This is a genomic window from Arthrobacter sp. Hb9-2, assembly GCF_059091165.1.
This window is the reverse complement of record NZ_JBNHGJ010000008.1, coordinates 113186-129703: the sequence shown is the minus strand read 5'-3', so window position 1 is coordinate 129703 and position 16518 is coordinate 113186. Positions and strand designations below refer to the sequence as shown.

Here is a 16518-nt window from a genome sequence, read left to right as displayed (position 1 = left end):
GCGACGGGGAAATGGACGAGCCGGAATCCCGCGGCCTGCTCCAGCTCGCCGCGAACGAGAACCTGGACAACCTGAACTTCGTGATCAACTGCAACCTCCAGCGCCTGGACGGCCCGGTCCGCGGCAACGGCAAGATCATGCAGGAACTCGAAGCGTTCTTCCGCGGCGCGGGCTGGAACGTGATCAAGGTCGTCTGGGGCCGGGAATGGGATGACCTGCTCACCCGCGACACCGACGGCTCGCTCGTGAAGATCATGAACGAAACCCCCGACGGGGACTACCAGACCTACAAGGCCGAATCCGGCGGGTTCGTCCGCGAACACTTCTTCGGCAAGGACCCGGCCACCAAGGACCTCGTCGCGGACCTGACCGATGACCAGATCTGGAACCTCAAACGCGGCGGCCACGACTACCGCAAGGTCTACGCCGCGTACAAGGCAGCCACCGAATTCAAGGGCAAACCCACCGTCATCCTCGCCAAAACCGTCAAGGGCTACGGACTCGGACCCCACTTCGAGGGCCGCAACGCGACCCACCAAATGAAGAAACTCACCCTGGACGACCTCAAGGAATTCAGGGATTACCTTCGGATTCCGATTTCCGATGCCCGGCTGGAGGAAGATCCTTACAGCCCGCCGTATTTCCATCCCGGCCATGATGCCCCGGAGATTGTTTATCTCCACGAGCGGCGCAGGGCACTCGGCGGCGCCGTCCCCGAACGCCGGCCGGACCACCAGGCCGTTGAGCTGCCTGAGGCCAAGACTTTTGACGTCGCCAAGCGGGGCACGGGCAAGCAGCAGGCAGCCACCACTATGGCCTTTGTCCGGCTCCTCAAGGACCTGCTCCGCGACAAGAAGTTCGGCCACCGGATTGTGCCCATCGTGCCGGACGAATCACGGACTTTCGGTATGGACGCCTTCTTCCCCACCGCCAAGATCTACAACCCCGGCGGACAGAACTATCTTTCCGTGGACCGGGACCTGGTCCTGGCCTATAAGGAGTCCGCGCAGGGCCAGCTGATCCACCCCGGGATCAACGAAGCCGGCGCCGTGGCAGCGTTCACCGCCGCCGGAACCGCCTACGCCACCCACGGCGTACCCCTGGTCCCGGTCTACGTGTTCTACTCCATGTTCGGCTTCCAGCGCACCGGCGACGCCTTCTGGGCAGCAGCAGACCAAATGACCCGCGGCTTCATCATCGGCGCCACCGCAGGACGGACCACCCTCACCGGCGAAGGCCTCCAGCACGCCGACGGCCACTCCCCCCTGCTCGCCTCCACGAACCCCGCAGTGGTCACCTACGACCCCGCCTACGGCTACGAAATGGGCCACATCATCCGCGACGGCCTCGAACGCATGTACGGGGAGCACTCCGAAGCAGACAAAACAGACCGGAACCTCATGTACTACCTCACCGTGTACAACGAGCCCATCACCCAGCCAAGCGAGCCGGAGAACCTCGATGTGGAGGGTGTGTTGAAGGGCATTTACCGGGTCTCGCCGTCGGCCACTGAAGGACCCAAGGCACAAATCCTGGCCTCCGGCGTGTCGGTGCCGTGGGCACTTGAGGCCCAGCGGATCCTCGCTGAGGACTGGGGCGTTTCCGCAGACGTCTGGTCCGTCACGTCCTGGAACGAACTGCGCCGCGACGGCCTCGCCGCCGAAGAGGAAGCCTTCCTGAACCCCGGCGAATCCGCGCGGGTCCCGTTTGTGGCCCGCCAGTTGGCAGATGCGCAGGGCCCGGTAGTGGCGGTCTCGGACTACATGAAGGCAGTCCCGGACCAGATCCGCCAGTTCCTCCCGCACGAATTCGCCACCCTCGGCGCCGACGGCTTCGGCTTCTCCGACACCCGCGCCGCAGCCCGCCGCTTCTTCAAGAACGACACCCACTCGATTGTGGTGAAGACCCTGCAGCTGCTCGCGGCGAGGGGTGACGTTGAGGAGGGCACGCCGTCGTACGCCATGGACCGCTACAAGCTCCTGGACGTCAACGCCGGAACCACCGGCGGGGCCGGCGGCGACGCCTAAGGGACGCAACCCCAAGTTTTTGTCCAGATATGCGGACTTCCCAAGCCGGGAGCCCTGCATATCTGGACAAAAACTCACTTAGGGTGAGGCTATGGGTAGCGCGCATCAGATCAGGACGACAGGGGTTGTCCTCGCCGCCGGAGCCGGTACCCGCTTGGGGCTCGGTCCAAAGGCCCTGCTCCCCTACCGGGGCAGGCCCCTCGTGGAATCCGTCGCCGGCGCGCTGCTCGACGGCGGCTGCCGTGAGGTTGTGGTGGTGCTTGGGGCCGGGGCTCCGGACGTCGCAGCCGCTGCCGGGCTGGACCGCTACCGGACCGAGGTGAACCACGAATGGCAGTCCGGCATGGGCAGTTCGTTGCTGTTGGGGAACGCCAGCGCGGACCCGGGCGACCATTTGATGGTTGCCCTGGTGGACCAGCCAGGCCTGACGCCGCGGACGGTAGCGCGGCTGCTGGCCGCCCACCGTCCAGGCCGGATCACCGCGGCAGCCTACGACGACGGCGAGGCAGCCACTGCCGGGCCCCGCAGGTTTCGCCGGGGTCATCCGCTGGTCATCGACGCCGGCCTTCGCCGGGCTGTGGCAGAAACTGTGGCGGGCGACGCCGGGGCGCGGGGCTTCCTATGGGCGCATCCGGAACTGGTGGACGAGGTGGACTGCAGTGACCTGTCCACCGGCGAGGACATCGACACATCGGACCAGTTGCGGCTTCTCGGCTGGGAGACCGCCTAGTACGTGGTGGTCTATTGGCAGAGCCGGTTTAGGGTCTCCAGCAGGGCCGATTCCAGTTGGTCGCTCCATCTGTCGCGCTTGTTGTCAGCCTCTGGGTCCTCCAGGGGTGATGGCAGGGGCGCGGGCATCATGGTAATTGTTGCCTGATACCGGCCGTCAGCGCTACTCGTTGCAATGGTGCGGTAGTTCAAGTACCCGCCCCTGCCGCCGTACCTGTGAGCCCCGGTGCAGTCCTGCGGCCACTTCCATAGGCCTAACCCAATGGAGGGCACACGGCTGGTCTTCTTCATCTCCTCCAGCGAACTGTGCGACACCAACTGGCCCCGGAAAAGTGCTGCAAGGAAGTTATTTACATCCGGCATGGTGGACACCACGCCATGGGCCGGCGAACCGAGCTGGTCCGGAGTCGGTCCGCCGCCCACACGCTGACCCCTGATCGTGATGTAGCCCTGGATCATGTCGGGAGCCCCATTGAGCGGATCGTCGACAGTGGTGTGGGTCAATCCAAGCGGCTTGATGAGGTCGTCGCGGAGCACCTCACCATAAGGCTTGCCTCGCAGCTTCTCCAGAAGCTGGCCAACAGCCAGGTAGTTTGAGTCTGAATAACGGAAATTCCCAACGTACTCCCACGGCAGCGTGCCGGTGAGTTCAAGGCCCCGCTGCAGGCTCAGCTTCTGTTCCGCCGCGGGAAGGATATCGTCGACGGTCCTGAAAATTGCCTCCTGGTATGGGGGCATCCCGGACGTGTGACCAAGGAGCTGACGAACCGTGATGGGACCCGGGGGCTTCAGCACTGTGGTGAAGCTTTCCAGTATGCCGTTGACAGGGTCATCAAGCCCGATCACGCCATCCTCCACGAGTTTCATGACCGACACCGCGGCCATTGTTTTGGTGACGCTGGCTATGGACACCCTGTCCCCTGGTTGTGCGGGGTGTTTGGACTCCAAATCACGGACGCCATAGGCCTTTGACCATTCCCCGCCAGGCCACCGGACTTGCGCAATGACAGCAGTGGCGCCCTGGTCGAGGACGGACCGCATGGCGACGTCAAGGGGTTCAGTGGCCGCCGGCGCAGTAGATGACGGCGACGGACCGGGACCCGTGCACGCGGGCAGCACCGCGGCGAGAACCAGCGCGGTTGCCGTGATGAATGCGGGGAAAAAACGTGTCCTGGACTGCATGGCACCCGCCGCGGATCCGCTCGAACAGGGACGGACCGCGGGGACGCCGCCCCCGGCCAGGGGTTTACCCGGCGCCAAAGTCCCAGCACAGCAATTCTAGAATTCGTAGCCGCCGTGGTCGAGGGCCAGTAACTCCTCCAGTCCCTTCTTGAAGCCGGACCTCCCGCCATGCGACGGATGCCTAACTTTCGGCATGTCCATGCCGGTGGCAAGCAGGCTGCGATGGGCCACGTTGCCCACGGCCACTACGGTTTCGATGCCGAAGAGCTCCACCAGCGTCTGCCGGAACTCAGTTCCAAGCCGGGCTTCAGTTGTCCTCGGCGTGCGGTTGGACTGCGGCTTCCCGGGCACATGGGTGTGCCAGGGGCATGCGCTCCACAGCAGGGGAAGGAAATCCAGTTCCGCCAGGACCTCCCACATCACGGTGGCGGTGGGCTCAGCTGCCACTCCCGCCGCATCGGGAGGCAACACGTAACCCTTTCCCGGACCGAACAGCCCAAAACTGTTGGCCGGGCCCTGGAACATGGTGCGGTTGGTGAAGGGAACCCCGGTGATCCTCATGCCACGGAAGCCCGGGGCCTCGCCCAACAGCAGCACCTTGGGCGCGCGGTCCAGCATTTCCTGCAGGTAGCGCTCCAGGTTGCTCCGCCGCTGCCCATTGGCCGGTTCGCTGTGATCGAGGAAGTTGTTAAGCCCCGGACCAGAAGGCACGGCGGATAGCCGCTCCACGAAGGTGCTAACGGAAGAAGCTGTCATTCACCTGCCTGTCACGTGTGGCGGCGAACCTGGCCTGCGCCTTACCAGCGCGGGTGGATAACTTCGCGGAAGTAGTGGTCGTAGATCCAGCGGACGCCGGCGTCGAAGTCTTCATCAACCGCGAGACCTGCCGCGGCGGCATTCGCCGTGGCCTGCTCCACGTTGCGTGCGCCGGGGATCACGCTGGTGACGCCATCCTGCGCCGCAATCCAGGCGATCGCGGCCTGAGCCGTGCTGGCGCCGGCCGGGACCAGCTGTTCGAACTCCTTGACGGCCTTCAGCCCCAGGTCATAGTCCACGCCCGAGAACGTTTCGCCGACGTCGAAAGAGTCGCCGTTGCGGTTGTAGTTCCGGTGGTCGTTCTCGGCGAACGTGGTTTCCTTGGAGTACTTGCCGGAGAGCAGCCCCGAGGCGAGCGGCACGCGGGCGATGATCCCCACATTTGCTGCCTTTGCCGCGGGAAGGACCTCGTCCAGGGGCTTGAGGCGGAAGGCGTTGAGGATGATCTGAACAGAAGCGGTGCCCGGGTGGCTGATCGCTTCCAGCGCCTCGTCGGTGCGTTCGACACTGACGCCGTAGTTGCGGATGGCACCCTCTGACACCAGGGTGTCCAGGGCGTCATAGACCTCTGCGTTGCTGTACACCGGAGTGGGCGGGCAGTGCAGCTGGACCAGGTCCAGGGAGTCTGTGCCCAGGTTCTTCCGGGAGCGGTCCACCCACTGGCGGAAGTTGGCCAAGGTGTAGTTCTCCGGCTGCTGGTCCACGCGGCGGCCCATCTTGGTGGCCACCGTGATCTCCAGGCCGGGGTTGTCCGCGAGGAACTTCCCGATGGCCTGCTCGCTCTTGCCGTCGCCGTAGACGTCCGCGGTGTCGAAGAAGTTCACGCCCGCCTCCACGGACGCTGCCAGGATGGCCTGCGCCTGTGCCGGGTCAACGTTGCCCCAGTCCGCGCCGAGCTGCCAGGTGCCCAGCCCCACGATGGACACGTTCCGTCCGGTCTTGCCTAAAATCCGATGTTCCATCCCATGACTATATGCAACGATGCAACGCGGGGTTACTTTAGGCCTGCTGAGCGCGCCTAATGGGGCATTATGTGACCCCGCGTCGTCCTAGGACAGGAGATGCTCCAGGTTCGGCACCAGCCCCGCCTCCTTGAGTCCCAGGTAGATCTTGTCGCGCGCGATGGGCAGCTGGGCGAAGCGCACACCGGTGGCGTTCCTGATTGCATTCGCCAAGGCTGGGGCCACGGGGTTGAAGGGGCTTTCGCTCATGGACTTCGCGCCCAGCGGCCCCATCTTGTCGTTGGTGTCCGCGAAGTACACCTCGCTGCGGGGCACGTCCGCGAAAGTAGGGATGTGGTACTGCCGCAGGATGTCGGTGGTGACTCGGCCGGCGTCGTCAATTACCACCTCCTCATACAGCGCAGCGCCGATGGCCTGGGCTATTCCGCCTTCGATCTGGCCGCGGCACTGGCGCGGATTCACCACCACACCGGCGTCCGCGGCCTGCACGCTCTGCAGGATCTTCAGCTCGCCGGTGCCCCGGTTTACCGCCACGCGGAAGCCGTGCACGTTGAACGCCACGGACCGCGGCGTCCCGCCCCAGCGTCCTTCCGCTGCAAGTTCGACGCCGGCATCCGCAGCCGCCTGCGCCAGTTCCGTCAGTGCCACGGGAGTTCCGTCGATGACTACAGTGTCGCCGTCCAGGACGCAGGCTGAGGCCTGGGTCTGGTGGATGCCTGCCGCAAAGGCGCGGATGCGGACTGCCAGTTCCTCGGCTGCGGCGAGGGTCGCCTTGCCCGCCACCACGGTGCCCGCGGAACCGAAGGCACCGGTATCGTGTTCGATCAGGTCGGTATCGGACTGCCGGACCACAACCCGCGTGGCGTTCGTTGACAGCGCCGTGGCGGCCAGTTGGGAGTGGACGGTGGTGGTGCCGTTGCCGAACTCGGCAGTACCGACGTCGGCCTGGTACGTCCCGTCGGGCAGGAGCCGGAGGCGGGAGTGGGCAAAGTGTCCGCGGGGCGGCACGGTGTCGATCATGGAGAGGGCGGTTCCCTCCCCGGTGAGCCAGTCGGGGCCGAGTTCGTCCAGCCCGGCGGCCCGGTACCGTTCCCTGCCGCGGGCCAGTGCATCGCGGACCAGGCTCAGGCATTGATCCAGTCCGTAGCTGCCGTAGTGGACGTCCTCCTCGGGTTCCGGCTGGGTGGACAGCATCCGGTCGCCCTCGCGCACCATGTTCCGGCGGCGGAACTCGAACGGGTCCATACCGATGCCGGCGGCAAGCTCGTCCATGGCGGACTCGATCGCAAAGATCATCTGGCTGAGGCCGTAGCCGCGGAACGCCCCGGCCGGCACCGTGTTGGTGTACATCGCGTGGGCGTCCACTTTTTTGTTGTCACAGTTGTAGACGCTCAAGGATTCGCCGCAGCCGTGGAACATCACGCCGGGGCCGTGGTTGCCGTAGGCGCCGGTGTTGGTCAGCACATCGAGTTCCAGGGCGGTGAGTTTTCCGTTGACGCTGGCGCCGGCCTTGAGGTTGATGGTGAACGGATGCCGGGTGGTGGTGGCGGTGAACTGTTCCGTCCTGGTCAATTCGAGCTGGACAGGCCGGCCCAGTTTCAGGGCCGCGAGCACCACGATGTCCTCGGTGAGTACTTCCTGCTTGCCGCCAAAGCCGCCGCCGACGCGGCCGGCCACTACGTGGACCTGCTCCTCCGGGAGCCCGAAAACCCGGCACAGCGTGCGGCGGACCAGGAAGGGAACCTGGCTGGATGTGCGGACCTGCAGGCGCCCCTCTTCGTCAACGGCTGCGATGGCTGCGTGCGTTTCCAGGGCAACGTGCTGGACGCGCTGGGTACGGTAGGTCTGCTCGTGGATAAAGTCCGCTGCCGCAAAGCCTTCGGCCACGCTTCCGAGCTCCGAATGGAGTTCGGCCACCACGTTCCGGTCCGGCCGGGAGATCCGCGACGCCGTCCCGTCCTTGTCGCCGTGCACCAGCGGCGCTCCGGGCAACAGCGCATCCTGCGGCGAGAAGACGGCGGGCAGTTCCTCGTACTCCACCTCAAGTGCCCGCACCCCGGCTTCTGCGCCAGCCACCGTTTCAGCCACCACCGCGGCAACCCGCTGGCCCCGGAACCTCACCACGTCATCCAGCACGCGGGTGTCATCTGGATCATCCGTAAAGAGTTCATGCTGCGCGGTGGAGAACAACTGTTCCGGGGCGTCCCGGTGGGTCAAGACGGCCACCACGCCGGGGACCTTAAGTGCAGCATCGGTGTTGATGGACAGCACGCGTGCATGGGCATGCGGCGAGCGCAGGAGCTTGAGGTGAAGCAGGCCTTGCAGCTGGTCTGCCGGGACGTCCAAGGTGTAGCGGGCGGCGCCGGTGACCACTGCCCGGCTGGCGGGTGCCGGGACGTCGTCGCCCAGCTGCCCCGGTTCGGGATCCGGCTGGCCTTTCCCGGCGATCCCGGACCCCTGTCCCTTCGGGTCGGGGTGCCCTGCGTGCCCGCAGACGGCGTCGGAGATGGCACGGTATCCGGTGCAGCGGCAGAGGTTGCCTTTGAGGTTGCGGGGCAGGTTTTCCTTCTGTTCGTCGTCGAAGGTCGCCGCCGTCATCACCATGCCCGCCGTGCAGAACCCGCACTGGAAGCCCTGCCGCTCCATGAACTGCTGCTGCACGGGGTGCAGGTCCGCTCCGGCGCCGGCAGTTGAAGCCAGTCCTTCGATGGTTGTCACCGCGTGTCCCTCGGCGCGGACGGCAGGGTAAATGCAGCTGTGCACGGGAGTGCCGTCCACATGCACCGTGCAGGCACCGCAGTCGCCGCCGTCGCAACCCTTCTTGACGCCCAGGTTGCCCTGCTCCCGCAGGAAGGTGCGCAGGCACTGCCCGGGGCGGGGTGACGCGTCCGCCGCGGCTCCGTTGATCTCGATGGCCATGCTCAGGCCCCTTCCTGCTGTGCGTAAAGTCCGTCTTTCGGCGGCCAGAAGTCGCCGGAAACCCGGAGGCCGTGCGCCCCTTCCGGGGCAGCGAGTTCGGCGCGGATTTCCTCGGCCATGCGGTATGTCATGTCCCGGCGCCAGACCGGCAGGCCGTGGATGTCGTCGTGGTAAAGGTCGTTGGGAACCGCTGCGGAAATCGCGGCGGCCAGCACGTCGGCGTCGGGAAGCCCGTCGAAGCGCAGCTGCACGGGCCGTTTGGTGGCGGCGGTGATGGTGAGCACCAGCCGGGTTCCGCCGTCGAGCCTTCCAATCAACAGCACCCCGGACCTGCCGAGGTTGCTCAGCGACAGGCGGCGGAACGCCACCCGGGACGCAAGGGCCGACGCCGGGAGGTGGACGCTGCGCAGCAGCTCGCCCGGTGCCAGGCAGTTCTCTGCGTCACCTGTGACGAATTCCGTCACAGGGACGCTGCGGCTGCTGCCGCCGGGGCTGAGGATGGTGGCCCTGCCGTCCAGCCCGGCGCACAGCGAAATGACGGGGCCTGCGGGCAGCGAGGTGCACAGGTTGCCGCCCACGGTGGACATGTTCCACACCTTGTAGGAGGCAACAAAGGAGTCGCAGCACGGCCGGACCAGGTCCAGGGCCGGCCAGCTTCGGCCTGCTGCTGCAGCAGAGCCGGGAAGGCTGTAGAGATCCGCGACAGTACAGGTGGCGGCGAGCTCTATCCCTTCATCGCTGACGGTGACGGGAGTCCAGCCGGCGTTGCCGAGGTCCAGGAGCCGCCTCAACGGCTGGGCGCCGAACTCGAAGCTGCCGTAGGAGAAGAGGACTGTGCCTCCGGCCAGCCAGGCGTCGCCGTCGCGCCATTCCGAGGGGTCGGTGGTGGGGACCACCGCCTCGATGGTGTTCATGTCCATGCGATCTCCTGCTGCAACGAGTGGGTGGGCGCGGGCTTCCCGGCGCGCTCCTGGTGGATGGGGCCGGAAGTTTCCCGCAACGGCTGATGGGAAGCTGCCGGATGCCGGGCGGCGATGACCTCGGCCAGGACGGAAACCGCCACTTCGGCCGGTGTGACGGCGCCGAGATCCAGGCCGAGCGGTGAGTGGAGCTGGGCGATCCGTTCGGGGCGGACGCCGGTGTCCAGCAGGGCGCTTACGCGTTGGACGTGGCTGCGCCGGGAACCGAGGGCGCCGATGAAGGCGACGTCCAGGGCGAGCGCGGTCTCCAGCAGGGGCACGTCGAACTTGGGGTCGTGGGTGAGAACGCAGATCACCGTCCGGGCGTCGACCCGTCCTGCCGCAGCTTCTGCTGCGAGGTAATGGTGGGGCCAGGCGGTGACTACCTCGTCCGCTGCCTGGAACCGCGTTTGGGAGGCAAAGGCCGGCCGGGCATCCACCAGGGTGACGTGGTAGCCGAGCGGTTTGGCGGCGGGCAGCAGCGCGGCACTGAAGTCGTTGGCTCCGAACACCAGCATGCGCGGCGGTGCAAGCCGGGACTCGACCAGCAGGGTGGCTGCGCCGGTGCACAGGCCCGGCCCGGCCAGTTGCAGCACACCGGTGGTGCCGCTGCGCAGGAAGGAATCGAGCTGCAGGCTGCGGGCACGCCCGGCCCCGGGGCCTCCCGGAAGGTCCAGCAGCGCGCGCAGCTCCGGATGGCGGGACACATCTGCAGCGGCCGGTTGGGAAAGAACGACGGCGCCGCCGCCGGCGTCCAACCTCCGGACCAGCGCCACCGGTTCCCCCGGCCCAAAAGCCGCCAGCTGCAGCAATGCCTCCGCCAGCCGGCCGCAGGGGTTCCCGTTTGCCGGTTCGATGTGCACGTCCAGTTCTCCCCCGCAGGTGAGCCCAACGGCGAAGGCATCGGCGGCGCTGTAGCCGAACGTCTCGAGCCGGGTGGCGCCGTCGTCCATTGATTCCAGGGCCGCCGCCACGACTGCCCCCTCGACGCAGCCGCCGGAGAGGCTGCCCAGGACGGCGCCGGCGTCGGACACCAGCATGGAGCTGCCGACGGGCCGGGGAACGGAGCCGCTGGCCCGCACGATGGTGGCCACCGCGAACCGCTGTCCGATGATGGCCGGGGCCCAGCCGTGAAGTGAAGGAATCAAGTCAAGCATGGCGGCACTCCTTTTTCCACGTTGCGGTGGTGTCCATATTGTCGTTCCTAATGCCAGCCGGACCAAGCATTGGTCCGGCTTCACGGGATATTGCTGCCGTTTCGGGCATCCGCACCCAGGGTCACAGGTGCGGATGCCCGAAAGCGGAGCAGGTGCGGATAAAACTGCGGTCAGGCGCCCAGCAGCAGGTTGATGGGCCCGCGGGCGAAGTACACCAGGAACCCGGCACTGACCACCCACATCAGGGGATGGATCTTCTTCGCTTTCCCGGAAGCCGCGCCGATGATGGCCCAGCTGATGAAGCCCACGCCGATGCCGTTGGCGATGGAGTAGCTCAGCGGCATGGTCACGATGGTCAGGAACGCGGGCAGCGCCACGGAGAACTTGCTGAACTTGATCTCGCGGATCTGCGCCATCATCATCGCGCCCACCACCACCAGGGCAGCGGCTGCCACCTCAAGCGGCACCACGCTGGTGAGCGGCGTGAGGAACATCGAACCCAGGAACAGCACACCGGTCACCACGGACGCCAGGCCTGTACGGGCACCTTCGCCGATGCCGGCCGCGGAGTCGATGTAGACGGTGTTGGAGGAGCCGGATGTTGCTCCGCCGGCGACGGCGCCGATGCCTTCGACAATGAAGGCCGACTTCAGCCGGGGGAAGGTGCCGTCCTTGTGGGCCACCCCGGCGCTTTTGGCCAGGCCGGTCATGGTGCCCATGGCATCGAAGAAGTTGGTGAACACGAGGGTGAACACCAGCATGGTCGCGGCCAGTCCGCCGATCCGGCTGAAGGCGCCGAACAGGTCGAACTGCCCCACCAGGCCCAGGTCCGGGGCGGACACCAGTTGGCCGGACAGTACGGGGGTGTTCAAGTGCCAGCCGCCGGGGTTGGTTTCGCTGGCCGGGCCGATTTGCATCACTGCTTCCACGACGGCGGCCAGGAAGGTGGTGGCCACGATGCCGATCAGCAGTCCGCCCTGGACCTTGCGCGCCACGAGGATGCCCATGGCCAGGAGTCCGACGATGAACACAAGTGTGGGGACGGAGGTGATGGAGCCGCCGTTGCCCAGCTGGACGGGCGGTCCGCCCGCAGTGGCCTTTACGAAGCCGGAATCCACAAAACCGATGAAGGCAATGAACAGGCCGATGCCCACCGTGATGGCGGCCTTCAGCTCCTTGGGGACGGCCCGGAAGATGGCGGTCCGGGCTCCGGTGATGCCGAACAGCACGATCAGGATGCCGTTGATCACCACCAGGCCCATGGCTTCGGCCCAGGTGACTTCCTGGATGACCGAGACGGCCAGGAAGGAGTTGATGCCCAGCCCGGCTGCAAGGCCGAACGGCAGGTTGGCGACGAGGCCGAAGAGGATGGTCATGACGCCGGCGGTGAGTCCGGTGACTGCTCCCACCTGTGCGGCGGAGAGCCAGCCTCCCGCGACATCGGTGGGGGCGTTGCCTGCGCTGAAACCGCCCAGGATCAGGGGGTTGAGGATAACGATGTACGCCATGGTGAAGAAGGTGACCAGGCCGCCGCGGAATTCACGGGCCAGCGTGGAACCGCGCTGGGTGATGTGGAAGAACCGGTCAAGGATGGCGTTCGACGCCGGCGGCCTGGGGGTGCCTGATGCCGGCTGGGGGGTGCGGGGGGTTGGAGCCGAATGCTCCTCGTGGGAGGAATCCAGGATGGTCATGGTGAGCCGCCGGGCCTAGTAGTCGATCCTGGATTCAAGCGTGTTCCAGGTGTTGAACGGCTCCAGCGGGGCCGGGGCCTGGGGATCGCCCAGCTCCAGCTTGGATACCGGCATCAGGGAATCCCTGTCCTGGTTGTCGAAGTATTCGTAGAAGACGGCGTCATCGAAGCCGACGGAGGCGGCGTCGTGCCGGTCCGCAGCGAAGACCACCCGCTCGACGCGGGCCCAGAGTGCGGAAGCCAGGCACATGGGGCATGGCTCGCAGCTGGTGTAGAGGACGGCGCCGCTGAGGTCGAAGGTGCCGAGTTCGCGGCAGGCGGTGCGGATTGCAGTGACTTCGGCGTGGGCCGTGGGATCGTTGTCCGCAGTGACGCGGTTGACGCCGTCGAACGTTTTGCCGTCCGCGGTGACGATAATGGCGCCGAAGGGGCCGCCGCTGTTCAGGACGTTGGCCGTTGCCAGCCGGATGGATCTGGCCAAAAATTCCTCGGCCGTGACGGTGGTACTCATGATGCGACTTCCTTATTGCCGGGAAGCCTGTTGCCGCTTGCAGGACCAGTAGAACCAGGTGCGACGGTTACCAGGCTTCAGCATGTGCTGTGAAGGTTAAGTTGCGCCTGGTAGATAGCTTCCCGAAGTCCGGGTGCCCGCCTTTGGCAAAATCGAGATTAGCACCGGATTGTGGCCCGCGCCATAGTTTTCTGAAAACTTTATTCCGCAATGTGAAATCCAGGTTACGTGCTCTTCACTGGGTTGGCCGCGGCCGGTCACATTGCGGGGACGTTGACGCAGGTCAGGCTTGTTCCCTACTCTGATGGCACCGCCGCTGCCCGCAGCCGCCGGCACCTGGATCAGCAGACAGGCCTCACTGAGCTGGATATACCGCACCTGCGCTCAGACAAGGACACTCCATGACCCATCCTCCCGCTCCTGCCGCCGCATCCCGCCTCTGGATCCGGAATCCGCAGGCCGCCTTCACCGCAAACCACCTGGACGCCTCGGGCGGAGTGGTGGTCAGTGGCGGAACCATCGTGGAAGTACTCGCGGCGGGGCAGCGTCCGGCGGAACCATGCACGGAGCTCTTCGACGCCGGAAGCCACGTGCTGCTGCCGGGCCTGATCAACACACATCACCACTTCTACCAGACTCTCACCCGCGCCTGGGGTCCGGTGGCGAACGCCCCGTTGTTCCCCTGGCTGCAGAACCTGTATCCGGTCTGGGCCCGGCTCACGCCCCGGGACCTTGAGCTCGCCACCACCGTGGCACTCGCCGAACTCCTGCTCTCGGGCTGCACCACGGCAGCCGATCACCACTACCTCTTCCCGGGCGGGCTGGAGCACGCCATCGACATCCAGGTTGAAGCGGTGCGCCGTCTGGGAATGCGGGCCACCCTGACGCGCGGATCAATGACGCTCGGAACGGACGACGGCGGCCTGCCGCCCCAATCCACCGTCCAGGCACCGGAGGTGGTGCTGGCCGACAGCGAACGCCTGGTGGCCAGGTACCACGAGCGCGGTGAGGACGCTGTCATCCAGATTGCCCTTGCGCCGTGCTCGCCCTTCTCGGTGACCAAGGACATCATGGCCGAAAGCGCCGCGCTCGCCGAGCGGCTGGACGTGCGGCTGCACACCCACTTGGCCGAGACCCTGGACGAGGAGGACTTCTGCCGGGAGATGTTTGGGCTGCGGACCGTTGACTACCTGGACAGCGTGGGCTGGCTGACGGAGCGCACGTGGCTGGGCCACGGCATCCATTTCAGCGACGCGGAAATTGCCAGGCTGGGAGCCGCGGGCACCGCCGTCGCGCATTGCCCCACCTCAAACATGCGTCTCGCGTCAGGGACCGCACGCGTCCTGGAACTGGAGGACGCCGGGGTGCCGGTGGGGCTGGGAGTGGACGGCTCGGCGTCGAACGATGCCTCGAACATGATCCTGGAAGCGCGGCAGGCGTTGTACCTCCAAAGGCTGCGCTACGGGGCAGACGTCCCTGTGGAAAGGGCGCTCGGCTGGGCCACGCGGGGCTCGGCGGTCGTTCTTGGGCGTCCGGGGCTGGGCCAGCTTGCTCCGGGGATGCAGGCAGACCTGGCGCTGTTCCGGTTGGACGACCTGCGCTTTTCGGGCAGCCATGACCCTGTCGCCGCGCTGCTGCTGTGTGCTGCCGACCGCGCCGACCGGGTGATGGTGGGCGGGCAGTGGCGCGTGGTGGACGGGCAGATCCCCGGTCTGGATGTTGCCGGGCTCATCGCCGAGCACTCCGCGGCCGCGCGGCGGCTGGTGAACGGCTAGGCGGGAAAGAGTCCCAAGACGCGCAAAGGCCTGGCGGTACCGGAAGCTGTACCGCCAGGCCTGGTGCTTTATGCCAGTGCGCTTGCTGCAGCCGGCTTCGCTAGGGGCGCTTACCGAAGCCCGGCTTCGCTAGGGGCGCTTACCGAAGCCCGGCTTCGCTAGGGGCGCTTACCGAAGCCCGGCTTCGCTAGGGGCGCTTACCGAAGCCCGGCAGCGCGTGGACCCAGCGCGAAAAGCGCCCGGGGACATGGTCCCGGTCGGCCGGCAAGTAGAAGTCCGGATCCGTTCCGCCGCCAAGGGGGAGGTAGAACTCCTGGACTGAGGGTGCCGCCGTTTGTGCCGGTGAAACCGGCGTCGTGTCCTGCTGGTACATCTGATCCTCCTCCGAGGGGTTTAAGTACTTCCGCAAAATGGAAAATAACTTTTGCTATGTGGAATAGCTTAGGCGGCCTCCCGCTGCTTCGTCAACGGTTCCCGCCCTCCCCGGTCACAAATTGAATTTTCGGTTTGTGATGTACACCACCGGTTTGCTGAGCTACGCTGGTTTCAATTCGTGGTGTATGTCACGTAACCTGGGAGCAGCAGGCAGGGTCGTAATGAGCTGGCATCAATGGATGCCGGCTCTTTTTTGTTGGGTCGGCTCCACCGGAAACGCGCTTGAAACGCGCGCTTAATTTCAGTGATGGAACCTAGGTTCCACCTAACCGGAAGTTGGGAACAGACCATGAGCAGCAAGATCATCCTCGGCGAAAACCAGTACGGAAAGGCCGAGGTCCGGGTCGTCAAGATCACCCGCGACAGCGACCGCCACGAAATCGAAGACCTCAACGTCACCTCGCAACTGCGGGGGGATTTTGCGGCCGCGCACCTCGAAGGCGACAACGCCCACGTGGTGGCCACCGACACCCAGAAAAACACCATTTATGCCTTCGCCCGTGACGGCGTCGGCTCCCCGGAGGCATTCCTACTGCGGCTGGCTGAGCACTTCACTTCCAGCTTTGAATGGGTGACCGGCGGCCGCTGGGAAGCCGAGTCCTACAGCTGGGACCGGATCCAGGCCCACGGTACGGAGCATGACCACTCCTTCGTGCGCAACGGCCAGGAAGTGCGTACCGCGGTACTGGTCCGCGACGGCGCCACCACCCACCTCATCTCCGGACTGAAGGACCTGACCGTCCTGAAGTCCACCCAGTCAGGCTTCGTGGGCTACCCGAAGGACAGGTACACCACCCTTCAGGAGACCACGGACCGCATCCTGGCCACCGACGTCTCCGCGCGCTGGCGCTTCAAGACCGGAACCGACTTCAGCGCCCTGGACTTCAACAAGAGCTATGAGGACGTCAAGGGTCTTTTGCTTGAAGGCTTCACCGAGAAGTACTCCCACGCCCTGCAGCAAACCCTGTTCGACATGGGCACCAAGGTACTGGAAGCCCATAGCGAGATCGACGAGATCAAGTTCTCCATGCCCAACAAGCACCACTTCCTCGTGGACCTCTCACCCTTCGGCCTCGACAACCCCAACGAGGTCTTCTACGCCGCCGACCGCCCCTACGGCCTGATCGAGGCCACCGTCCAGCGCGACGACGCTACGCCGGCGGGCATCGCCTGGTCCGGCATCGCCGGCTTCTGCTAAACCGCACCACCCACAACTCCAGGCCCGGAGTTTTTGTCCAGATACGACGACCTCAGCGCACTTCAAGTCCGCATACGTGGACAAAAACTCCGGGCTTTCATCCACGTCTTTCCGCAACACCCGTTAGCCAGACCCCGTTAGCCAGACAATGTCGTCTG

General features: G+C 65.8%; 13 protein-coding genes. 4 read left to right on the top strand and 9 right to left on the bottom strand.

Going from position 1 to position 16518, the window contains the following annotated elements:
• On the top strand, positions 1-2027 hold a 2027-nt coding region (gene aceE / locus AC5RV1_RS07215), incomplete at its 5' end, for a pyruvate dehydrogenase (acetyl-transferring), homodimeric type (protein ID WP_493994031.1).
• Positions 2028-2118: 91 nt separating this feature from the next.
• Entirely contained in the window at positions 2119-2757 is a 639-nt protein-coding gene (nboR, locus tag AC5RV1_RS07210) for a nicotine blue oxidoreductase (RefSeq protein WP_493994030.1), read from the top strand.
• An 11-nt stretch (positions 2758-2768) separates the two neighbouring features.
• Here nboR and AC5RV1_RS07205 read toward each other — a convergent pair whose 3' ends face one another.
• From AC5RV1_RS07205 to AC5RV1_RS07170, 8 genes are all read right to left on the bottom strand, one after another.
• Positions 2769-3938: a serine hydrolase domain-containing protein gene (locus AC5RV1_RS07205; RefSeq protein ID WP_493994029.1), complete on the bottom strand. Its 1170-nt coding sequence runs from the start codon at positions 3936-3938 to the stop codon at positions 2769-2771.
• Positions 3939-4034: 96 nt separating this feature from the next.
• Positions 4035-4694 (bottom strand): uracil-DNA glycosylase, encoded by a 660-nt coding sequence (locus AC5RV1_RS07200; RefSeq protein WP_493994028.1) that lies wholly within the window; start codon positions 4692-4694, stop codon positions 4035-4037.
• A gap of 41 nt (positions 4695-4735) precedes the next feature.
• Positions 4736-5716, bottom strand: a complete 981-nt coding sequence (locus AC5RV1_RS07195; protein ID WP_493994027.1) for an aldo/keto reductase — start codon at positions 5714-5716, stop codon at positions 4736-4738.
• Positions 5717-5803: 87 nt separating this feature from the next.
• On the bottom strand, positions 5804-8635 hold the full coding sequence (locus tag AC5RV1_RS07190; protein ID WP_493994026.1) for a molybdopterin-dependent oxidoreductase: 2832 nt from the start codon (positions 8633-8635) through the stop codon (positions 5804-5806).
• Positions 8636-8637: 2 nt separating this feature from the next.
• Positions 8638-9555 (bottom strand): FAD binding domain-containing protein, encoded by a 918-nt coding sequence (locus AC5RV1_RS07185; RefSeq protein ID WP_493994025.1) that lies wholly within the window; start codon positions 9553-9555, stop codon positions 8638-8640.
• On the bottom strand, positions 9546-10751 hold the full coding sequence (locus AC5RV1_RS07180) for an XdhC family protein (RefSeq protein WP_493994024.1): 1206 nt from the start codon (positions 10749-10751) through the stop codon (positions 9546-9548). Before AC5RV1_RS07180 ends, AC5RV1_RS07185 begins: the two co-directional genes overlap by 10 nt.
• 170 nt (positions 10752-10921) lie before the next feature.
• Positions 10922-12442, bottom strand: a complete 1521-nt coding sequence (locus AC5RV1_RS07175; RefSeq protein WP_493994023.1) for an NCS2 family permease — start codon at positions 12440-12442, stop codon at positions 10922-10924.
• Positions 12443-12457: 15 nt separating this feature from the next.
• Positions 12458-12952 (bottom strand): nucleoside deaminase, encoded by a 495-nt coding sequence (locus tag AC5RV1_RS07170; protein ID WP_493994022.1) that lies wholly within the window; start codon positions 12950-12952, stop codon positions 12458-12460.
• 401 nt (positions 12953-13353) lie between these two features.
• Between AC5RV1_RS07170 and AC5RV1_RS07165 the strand changes: the two genes are divergently transcribed.
• Positions 13354-14727 (top strand): 8-oxoguanine deaminase, encoded by a 1374-nt coding sequence (locus AC5RV1_RS07165; RefSeq protein ID WP_493994021.1) that lies wholly within the window; start codon positions 13354-13356, stop codon positions 14725-14727.
• 187 nt (positions 14728-14914) lie between these two features.
• On the opposite strand, the gene AC5RV1_RS07160 is transcribed toward AC5RV1_RS07165, so the two are convergent.
• Positions 14915-15100 (bottom strand): hypothetical protein, encoded by a 186-nt coding sequence (locus AC5RV1_RS07160; protein ID WP_493994020.1) that lies wholly within the window; start codon positions 15098-15100, stop codon positions 14915-14917.
• A gap of 351 nt (positions 15101-15451) precedes the next feature.
• On the opposite strand from AC5RV1_RS07160, the gene pucL reads away from it, so the two are divergent.
• Positions 15452-16360, top strand: coding sequence for a factor-independent urate hydroxylase (gene pucL / locus AC5RV1_RS07155; RefSeq protein ID WP_493947718.1), 909 nt, complete (start codon positions 15452-15454; stop codon positions 16358-16360).
• Positions 16361-16518: the final 158 nt, after the last annotated feature.

Excerpts from the sequence above, each read along its gene's own strand:
- nboR (WP_493994030.1), top strand. The coding sequence starts at position 2,119 with ATGGGTAGCGCGCATCAGATCAGGACGACAGGGGTTGTCCTCGCCGCC.
- AC5RV1_RS07205 (WP_493994029.1), bottom strand. The coding sequence starts at position 3,938 with ATGCAGTCCAGGACACGTTTTTTCCCCGCATTCATCACGGCAACCGCG.
- AC5RV1_RS07200 (WP_493994028.1), bottom strand. The coding sequence starts at position 4,694 with ATGACAGCTTCTTCCGTTAGCACCTTCGTGGAGCGGCTATCCGCCGTG.
- AC5RV1_RS07195 (WP_493994027.1), bottom strand. The coding sequence starts at position 5,716 with ATGGAACATCGGATTTTAGGCAAGACCGGACGGAACGTGTCCATCGTG.
- AC5RV1_RS07190 (WP_493994026.1), bottom strand. The coding sequence starts at position 8,635 with ATGGCCATCGAGATCAACGGAGCCGCGGCGGACGCGTCACCCCGCCCC.
- AC5RV1_RS07185 (WP_493994025.1), bottom strand. The coding sequence starts at position 9,555 with ATGGACATGAACACCATCGAGGCGGTGGTCCCCACCACCGACCCCTCG.
- AC5RV1_RS07180 (WP_493994024.1), bottom strand. The coding sequence starts at position 10,751 with ATGCTTGACTTGATTCCTTCACTTCACGGCTGGGCCCCGGCCATCATC.
- AC5RV1_RS07175 (WP_493994023.1), bottom strand. The coding sequence starts at position 12,442 with ATGACCATCCTGGATTCCTCCCACGAGGAGCATTCGGCTCCAACCCCC.
- AC5RV1_RS07170 (WP_493994022.1), bottom strand. The coding sequence starts at position 12,952 with ATGAGTACCACCGTCACGGCCGAGGAATTTTTGGCCAGATCCATCCGG.
- AC5RV1_RS07165 (WP_493994021.1), top strand. The coding sequence starts at position 13,354 with ATGACCCATCCTCCCGCTCCTGCCGCCGCATCCCGCCTCTGGATCCGG.
- AC5RV1_RS07160 (WP_493994020.1), bottom strand. The coding sequence starts at position 15,100 with ATGTACCAGCAGGACACGACGCCGGTTTCACCGGCACAAACGGCGGCA.
- pucL (WP_493947718.1), top strand. The coding sequence starts at position 15,452 with ATGAGCAGCAAGATCATCCTCGGCGAAAACCAGTACGGAAAGGCCGAG.